The 8,655-nt window shown below is 67.1% G+C and carries 5 protein-coding genes; all 5 read left to right on the top strand.

From position 1 onward, the window contains the following. Positions 1-330 precede the first annotated feature (330 nt). The 5 genes from A5695_RS05490 to A5695_RS05470 all read left to right on the top strand — a co-directional run bounded on the left by A5695_RS05490 (position 331) and on the right by A5695_RS05470 (position 8,596). The gene (locus A5695_RS05490; protein WP_068079112.1) at positions 331-813 is read left to right on the top strand and encodes a single-stranded DNA-binding protein; all 483 of its coding nucleotides are present in this window, start codon (positions 331-333) and stop codon (positions 811-813) included. An 80-nt stretch (positions 814-893) separates the two neighbouring features. Beyond that, complete coding sequence (ettA, locus tag A5695_RS05485; RefSeq protein ID WP_068079111.1) at positions 894-2,570, top strand: energy-dependent translational throttle protein EttA; 1,677 nt, start codon at positions 894-896, stop codon at positions 2,568-2,570. A gap of 121 nt (positions 2,571-2,691) precedes the next feature. Then, entirely contained in the window at positions 2,692-7,524 is a 4,833-nt protein-coding gene (locus A5695_RS05480; RefSeq protein WP_068079117.1) for an NAD-glutamate dehydrogenase, read from the top strand. After that, positions 7,521-7,934, top strand: a complete 414-nt coding sequence (locus A5695_RS05475; protein ID WP_068079110.1) for a thioesterase family protein — start codon at positions 7,521-7,523, stop codon at positions 7,932-7,934. The genes A5695_RS05480 and A5695_RS05475 overlap by 4 nt, the downstream gene beginning before the upstream one ends. After that, a complete protein-coding gene (locus A5695_RS05470) occupies positions 7,922-8,596 on the top strand; it encodes a hypothetical protein (RefSeq protein WP_068079109.1) in 675 nt (224 codons plus the stop codon). Before A5695_RS05475 ends, A5695_RS05470 begins: the two co-directional genes overlap by 13 nt. The last annotated feature ends 59 nt before the right edge of the window (positions 8,597-8,655 follow it).

The raw sequence follows: 8,655 nt of genomic DNA, 5'->3' as shown, positions 1-8,655 counted from the left end.
CTCCACAATGCGCCCATCAATCGCATTGCGCTGACCACACAACTCCGCCAACTCCTCGAACAACACATCAAGACGCGCGGGCTCATTCACCACCCAAGCGCCAACAGATGCGGTCAACGACATAACCCCATCCTCGCAGCCGGGTACGACAAGTTTCGGCTGCCGATTTCGCGCTGGGCTGTGACCCGCGAAGTAGTCCACAGTCCCGCCTCTTTCCACAGGATCGCTCGCCGAGACCCCGATTTCGGCCCCTCTTGTGCGCCATCCGTCGGTTGCGGCGAGGTCAATGGTCACCACAGCAGAGAAATGCAACCGAGAAGGGATCAGCCCATGTTTGAAACTCCGCTTACGGTCGTCGGACACATCGTCACCAACCCCGAACGGCGCCAGGTCGGCACGCAGGAGGTGATCAAGTTCCGCGTGGCCAGCAATTCCCGGCGGCGCACCGCCGACGGCGGCTGGGAGCCGGGCAACTCGCTGTTCATCAACGTCAACTGCTGGGGCAAGCTGGTCACCGGCGTGGGCGCCGCGCTGGGCAAGGGCGCACCGGTGATCGTGGTGGGCCATGTGTACACCAGCGAGTACGAAGACCGCGACGGCAACCGCCGCTCGTCACTGGAGATGCGCGCCACCTCCGTGGGGCCCGATGTGTCCCGCGCGATCGTGCGCATCGAGAGGCCGGGCTACACCGGACCGGGTGCCGGCGATGCCACCAAGCCCCCCGCCGATGCGGCCGGCGCCGCTGGTGAGGACGCCGATCGCGACGCCGTCGTCGAGTCCGCCGAAACGGGACCGCTGCCGATGTCGGCTTAGCTGCGGAATCCCGCCCCCCGGGTGATGCCTAGGATGGTCGCGAGAACTCTCTGAAAAGACCAGAAAGGCATGACCGCGGCATGGCTGAGTTCATCTACACGATGAAAAAGGTCCGCAAGGCGCACGGCGACAAGGTGATCCTGGACGACGTCACGTTGAGCTTCTATCCGGGCGCCAAGATCGGTGTCGTTGGTCCCAACGGCGCCGGCAAGTCGAGCGTCTTGCGGATCATGGCCGGCCTGGACAAGCCGAACAACGGCGAGGCGTTCCTGGCCACCGGCGCCACCGTCGGCATCCTGCAGCAGGAGCCGCCGCTGAACGAGGAGAAGACGGTGCGCGGCAACGTCGAGGAGGGGCTCGGCGAGATCAAGGTCAAGCTCGACCGGTTCAACGAGGTCGCCGAACTGATGGCCACCGACTACTCCGACGAGTTGATGGAGGAGATGGGCCGGCTGCAGGAGGAACTCGACCACGCCGACGCCTGGGACCTCGACTCGCAGCTCGAGCAGGCCATGGACGCCCTGCGCTGCCCGCCGCCGGACGAGCCGGTGACCAATCTGTCGGGTGGTGAGCGGCGCCGCGTGGCGTTGTGCAAGCTGCTGCTGTCCAAGCCCGACCTGTTGCTGCTCGATGAGCCGACCAACCACCTCGACGCCGAAAGCGTGCAGTGGCTCGAACAGCACCTGGCCGCCTACGCCGGCGCGGTGTTGGCGGTGACCCACGACCGGTACTTCCTGGACAACGTGGCCGAGTGGATCCTCGAGCTCGACCGCGGTCGTGCGTATCCCTACGAGGGCAACTACTCGACCTATCTGGAGAAGAAGGCCGAGCGCCTGTCGGTGCAGGGCCGCAAGGACGCCAAGCTGCAGAAGCGGCTGACCGAGGAGCTGGCCTGGGTGCGGTCGGGGGCCAAGGCGCGCCAAGCCAAGAGCAAGGCGCGGCTGCAGCGGTATGAGGAGATGGCCGCCGAGGCGGAAAAGACGCGCAAGCTCGACTTCGAGGAGATCCAGATCCCGGTCGGTCCGCGGCTGGGCAACGTTGTCGTCGAGGTGGAGCACCTGGACAAGGGCTTCGGCGGCCGCACGCTGATCAAGGACCTGTCCTTCACCCTGCCCCGCAACGGCATCGTGGGCGTCATCGGTCCCAACGGGGTCGGCAAGACGACGCTGTTCAAGACCATCGTGGGACTCGAACAGCCCGACAGCGGGACGGTCAAGGTCGGAGAGACCGTCAAGCTGAGCTACGTCGATCAGTCCCGCGCCGGCATCGACCCCAAGAAGACCGTGTGGGAAGTCGTCTCGGACGGCCTCGACTACATCGAGGTCGGCCAGAACGAGATCCCCTCGCGCGCCTACGTTTCCGCGTTCGGGTTCAAGGGGCCCGATCAGCAGAAACCGGCCGGCGTGCTCTCCGGTGGCGAGCGCAACCGGCTGAACCTGGCGCTCACGCTCAAAGAGGGCGGCAACCTGATCCTGCTCGACGAGCCCACCAACGACCTCGACGTCGAGACGCTCGGTTCGCTGGAGAACGCCCTGGAGAAGTTCCCGGGCTGCGCCGTGGTGATCTCCCACGATCGCTGGTTCCTGGACCGCACGTGCACGCACATTCTGGCCTGGGAGGGCGACGACGACAACGAGGCCAAGTGGTTCTGGTTCGAGGGCAACTTCGGCGCCTACGAGGAGAACAAGGTGGCACGGCTCGGAGCCGATGCGGCGCGACCGCACAGAGTGACCCACCGGAAGCTCACGCGCGACTAGTGTCAGCTGCGCAGCCCCGCAGCGACGCGGCCCGGACGGCCGCTGGCGGCCGTCGCCGGTCGCGGGGGGAGAGTGGGTGGTTGAGCACAGTGGCATCGGTCACGAGTTGGGAGCCATCGGCATGACGATCGATCCCGGAGCCAAGCAGGCCGTCAAGCCGTGGACCGCGTTCACCCAGCAAGAGGACATTCCGGGCTGGATCGCGAAGGCCTACATCGAGAGCTATCGCGGCCCGCACGGCGACGAAACGGCGGATTCCGGTCCGATCGACCTGATCGTGCCGACCTCCATCGTCACTCCCGCCACGCTGGGCGCCCACTATCGGCTGGGCGAGCACCGTCCCGCCGGCCAGAGCCGGGTCGCGGTCTACCCCCCGGACGATCCGGCCGGATTCGGGCCCGCGCTGCAGGTGGTCACCGACCACGGCGGCATGTTGATGGACTCGGTCACCGTGTTGCTGCACCGGCTCGGCGTGCCCTACGCCGCCATCATGACGCCCGTGTTCCAGGTGCACCGCAACTCGAACGGCGACCTGGTCAGCGTCGAACCCAAACCTCCGGGCGCACCGCAATACGTCGGCGAAGCGTGGATACACGTACAACTCCTGCCGTCCGCCGACACCAAGGGCCTCGTCGAAGTCGAGCGGATGCTGCCCACGGTCTTGTCGGACGTGCAGCAGGTCGCCAGCGACGCGGGCGCGTTGATCGCCGCCCTGAGCGGCCTGGCCGCCGACGTCGAAACCAACGCCCACGACCACTTCTCGGCCCCAGACCGCGACGACGTCGCCGCCCTGCTGCGCTGGCTGGGCAACGGCAACTTCCTGCTGCTGGGCTACCAGCGGTGCCGCGTGCACGACGGCCTGGTCTCGGGTGACGGCTCACCTGGCCTGGGTGTCCTGCGCAGCCGCACCGGTTCTCGCCCCCGGTTGACCGACGACGACAAGCTGCTGGTGCTCGCGCAGTCCGTCGTCGGCAGCTACCTGCGATACGGCGCCTACCCGTACGCCATCGCGGTACGGGAGAACGTCGACGACCGAGTCGTCGAGCACCGCTTCGTCGGGCTCTTCACCGTCGCCGCCATGAACGCCGACGTTCTGGAGATCCCTACCGTCTCGACTCGGGTTCGCGACGCGCTTGCCCTCGCCGACAGCGACCCGATCCATCCCGGCCAACTGCTCCTCGATGTCATCCAAACCGTCCCGCGCTCCGAGCTTTTCACGCTGAGCGCCGAGCGGCTCTTAGCGATGGCCAAAGCCGTGGTGGATCTGGGATCCCAACGGCGGGCGTTGTTGTTCCTGCGCGCGGACCGGCTCCAATACTTCGTGTCCTGCCTGGTTTATCTGCCCCGCGACCGCTACACCACCCAGGTGCGGCTGCAGATCGAAGACATCCTGGTCCGCGAGTTCGGCGGCACGCGGCTCGAGTTCACCGCCCGAGTCAGCGAATCGCCTTGGGCTCTCATGCATTTCATGGTGCGGCTGCCCGAAGAGGCCGCGCCCGTCGACGTCTCCGAGGAAAACCGAATCCGCATCCAGGGGTTGCTGAGCGAGGCCGCCCGGACCTGGACCGACCGGTTGATCGGCGCGGCGGCGCAGGGCCGCGTCGAGCAGGCCGACATCGAGCACTACGCGACGGCCTTCCCCGAGGTCTACAAGCAGGCCGTCACCCCGGCGGACGCCATCGACCACATCGCCATCATCGAAGGGCTGCAGGACAATTCGGTCAAGTTGGTGTTCTCCGAACGCGGCGAAGACGGCGCGCCCCAGCTGACCTGGTTCCTGGGTGGGCGCACCGCCTCGCTGAGCCAGCTGTTGCCGATGCTGCAGAGCATGGGCGTGGTGGTGCTCGAGGAGCGGCCGTTCACCGTGGTTCGCCCGGACGGGCTGCCGGTGTGGATCTACCAGTTCAAGATCTCGACTCACCCCACCATCTCGCCCGCAACCACGACGGAGGAACGCGAGGCGACGGCACAGCGATTCGCCGACGCGGTCACCGCGATCTGGGAAGGCCGGGTCGAGATCGACCGCTTCAACGAGCTGGTGATGCGCGCGCGGCTGACCTGGCAGCAGGTCGTCCTGCTGCGCGCCTACGCGAAATACTTGCGGCAGGCGGGCTTTCCCTACAGCCAGTCCTACATCGAGTCGGTGCTGGGCGAGCACCCCTCCACCGCGCGATCACTGGTCGCCCTGTTCGAGGCGCTTTTCGACCCCCGCCCGTCGGGTCAGTCGAGGAACCGTGACGCCCAGGCGGCGGCGGCCGCCGTCGCCGCCGACATCGACGCGCTGATGAGCCTGGACACCGACCGCATCCTGCGGGCGTTCGCGTCGCTGGTGCAGGCGACGCTGCGCACCAACTACTTTGTGACACGGGAGGGTTCGGCCCGCGCCCGAAACGTGCTGGCCCTCAAGCTGGACGCCCAACTGATCGACGAGCTGCCGCTGCCGCGCCCCAAATACGAGATCTTCGTCTACTCGCCGCGCGTCGAGGGTGTGCACCTGCGGTTCGGCCCGGTGGCGCGCGGCGGCCTGCGCTGGTCGGACCGCCGCGACGATTTCCGCACCGAGATCCTCGGCCTGGTCAAGGCGCAGGCGGTGAAGAACGCCGTCATCGTGCCAGTCGGGGCCAAGGGTGGTTTCGTCGTCAAGAGGCCGCCGCTGGCGACCGGCGACCAGGCGGAGGACCGCGATGCCACCCGCGCCGAGGGCGTCGCCTGCTACCAGCTCTTCATCTCCGGGTTGCTCGACGTCACCGACAACGTCGACCACAAAACGAAGAAGGTCAGCCCGCCGCCCGAGGTTGTCCGGCGCGACGGCGACGACGCCTACCTCGTGGTGGCCGCGGACAAGGGCACGGCCACCTTCTCCGACATCGCCAACGACGTCGCGAAGTCCTACGGATTCTGGTTGGGTGACGCGTTCGCGTCCGGCGGATCGGTGGGCTACGACCACAAGGCCATGGGGATCACCGCCAAGGGCGCGTGGGAGGCCGTCAAGCGACACTTCCGGGAGATGGGCGTCGACACCCAGTCCGAGGACTTCACGGTGGTGGGCGTCGGCGACATGAGCGGCGACGTGTTCGGCAACGGCATGCTGCTGTCCAAGCACATCAAATTGGTCGCAGCTTTCGATCACCGGCACGTTTTCCTCGACCCCGCCCCCGACCCCGCCGCCTCGTGGGAGGAACGCCGGCGGATGTTCGACCTGCCGCGGTCCAGCTGGGACGACTACGACAAGGGTTTGATCAGCGAGGGCGGCGGGGTGTACAGCCGCGAGCACAAATCCATCCCGGTCAGCCCGCAGGTGCGCAATGCCCTTGGCATCGACGGCGAGATCACCGAAATGACGCCGCCCAACCTGATCAAGGCGATCCTGCAGGCGCCGGTCGACCTGCTGTTCAACGGGGGCATCGGCACCTACATCAAGGCCGAGTCGGAGTCCGACGCCGACGTCGGCGACCGCGCCAATGATCCCGTGCGCGTGAACGCAAGTCAGGTGCGCGCCAAGGTGATCGGGGAGGGCGGGAATCTGGGGGTGACCGCCCTGGGCCGCGTCGAGTTCGACCTGTCGGGCGGGCGCATCAACACCGACGCGATGGACAACTCCGCCGGGGTGGACTGCTCGGACCACGAGGTCAACATCAAGATCCTGATCGATTCGCTGGTGACCGCCGGCCGGGTCGACCCCGACGAGCGCAAAGAGCTGCTGGAGTCGATGACAGACGAGGTCGCGCAGCTGGTGCTCACCGACAACGAGGACCAGAACGAGCTGATCGGCACCAGCCGCGCCAACGCGGCCGGCCTGCTGCCGGTGCACGGCAGGCAGATTCAGTACCTGGTCGACGAGCGTGGGCTCAACCGCGAACTGGAAGCGTTGCCATCGGAGAAGGAAATCGACCGCCGGTGCGAGTCCGGCATCGGCCTCACCTCGCCCGAGCTGTGCACCCTGATGGCGCACGTCAAACTCGGGCTCAAAGAGGAGATGCTCAACACCGAGCTGACCGAGCAGGACGTGTTCGCGTCCCGGCTGCCCCAGTACTTTCCGACGCCGTTGCGGGAACGGTTCACCCCGGAGATCCGCACCCACCAGCTGCGCCGCGAGATCGTCACCACCATGCTGATCAACGACCTGGTCGACACCGCCGGGATTAGCTACGCCTTCCGGATCGTCGAGGACGTCGGCGTGGGCCCGGTCGACGCGGTGCGCACTTACGTCGCGACCGACGCGATCTTCGGCGTGGGCGAGATCTGGCGGCGGATCCGCGCGGCGAACCTGCCGGTCGCCATGTCGGACCGGCTCACGCTCGACACCCGACGGTTGATCGACCGCGCCGGTCGCTGGCTGCTCAACTACCGCCCGCAGCCGCTGGCCGTCGGCGCCGAGATCAACCGGTTCGCCGCGAAGGTCAAAGACCTCACGCCTCGGATGTCGGAGTGGCTGCGCGGCGACGACAAGGCGATCGTCGAGAAGGAGGCCGCCGAGTTCGCGTCGCAAGGTGCGCCCGAGGATCTGGCGTACATGATCGCCGCGGGCCTGTACCGCTTCAGCCTGCTGGACATCATCGACATCGCCGACATCAACGACATCGACGCCGCCGAGGTCGCGGACACCTACTTCGCCCTGATGGACCGGCTCGGCACCGACGGCCTGCTGACGGCGGTCTCCGAGCTGCCCCGCAACGACCGCTGGCATTCGTTGGCGCGCTTGGCGATTCGTGACGACATCTACTCATCGCTGCGGTCGTTGTGCTTCGACGTGCTGGCCGTGGGGGAGCCCGACGAAAGTGGTGAGGAGAAGATCGCCGAGTGGGAACACCTGTCGGCGTCACGGGTGGAGCGGGCCAGCCGCACCCTTATCGAAATCCAAGAAAGCGGGGAGAAGGATCTTGCGACACTCTCGGTGGCCGCGCGCCAGATCCGGCGCATGACCCGCACCAGCGGAAGAGGATCCTCGAGTTGAGCGTCGGCTTCGTCGCCCCCGTACCGGTGCGCTGGTCGGACATCGACATGTACCAGCACGTCAACCATGCCACCATGGTCACGATTCTGGAAGAGGCCCGGGTCCAGTTCCTGCGCGAAGCGTTCGAGGTCGACATCTTGACCATCGGCTTGCTGATCGCCGAAGTCAAGGTGACCTACAAAGGTCAACTGCGCCTGGTCGATTCGCCGCTGCAGGTGACGATGTGGACCAAACGGCTGCGGGCGGTGGACTTCACGCTGGGCTACGAAGTGCGCTCGGTCAACGCCGATCCCGAGTCCAAGCCCGCCGTCGTCGCCGAGTCGCAGCTGGCCGCCGTTCACATCGAGGAGGAGCGCTTGGTGCGGCTCTCCCCACACCATCGGGAGTATCTGCAACGGTGGATTCGGTAGTAGTTGACCGCGGGCTCTGGTTGGGGCCAGCCGACCGGGCCGCCCAGCGCAGGGATCTGGCCGCCTTCGTCGATTACGCGCTGCGCCTCGATGACGCCGCCGTCATCCGGCTCCGCACTCGATCGGCCGGTCTGCTGACGGCCTGGGTGGCAACGGGTTTCGACGTCCTGGCTAGCCGGGTGGTCGGCGGCGAAGTGCGGCCCGAGGATCTGTCGGTGGGCGCGGACGCCCTGGCGCGCGGCCTGACCGCGATGGACGACTCGGGCTACGTCGACCCCGGCTTCGCGATGGATTCCGCTTGGCGGGGGGCGCTGCCCCCGGACTCCGGCTTCACACACCTCGACGACATACCCGCCCGGGTGATGCTCGACCTTGCGCAGCGCGGGGCGCAGCTCGCCAAGGAACACAGCAGTTCGCACGGTCCGCCGGTGTCACTGCTCGACCAGGAGGTCATTGAGGTGAGCTCCCCGGACGGCAGCGTGGGGCTGCCGATGCGGTGTGTGTTCGCCTTGACGGCAATGGGTTTCCTGCCGCAGTCGGCCGAGGCCGTCGGCGCCGACGAGATGATCCGCGTCCGTGTCCTGCCGACGTGGTTGCGCCTCGACGCCCGGTTTGGCTCGGTGTACCGGCGTCGCGGAGACCCGGCGCTGCTGTTGAGCTGACGTCTCGGGCATCAGGCGGCCGTCCGAATCATCTTGAGTTAAATGCGGTCGTCGGGTGA

This window comes from Mycobacterium sp. E1747 (genome assembly GCF_001667775.1).
Classification (GTDB): domain Bacteria; phylum Actinomycetota; class Actinomycetes; order Mycobacteriales; family Mycobacteriaceae; genus Mycobacterium.
Note: the sequence above shows the minus strand (reverse complement) of the source record. Positions and strands in the feature narration are given on the sequence as shown.

Bases quoted from the DNA above. Each gene is read 5' to 3' on its own strand.
- A5695_RS05490 (WP_068079112.1), top strand. From the start codon at position 331: ATGTTTGAAACTCCGCTTACGGTCGTCGGACACATCGTCACCAACCCC.
- ettA (WP_068079111.1), top strand. From the start codon at position 894: ATGGCTGAGTTCATCTACACGATGAAAAAGGTCCGCAAGGCGCACGGC.
- A5695_RS05480 (WP_068079117.1), top strand. From the start codon at position 2,692: ATGACGATCGATCCCGGAGCCAAGCAGGCCGTCAAGCCGTGGACCGCG.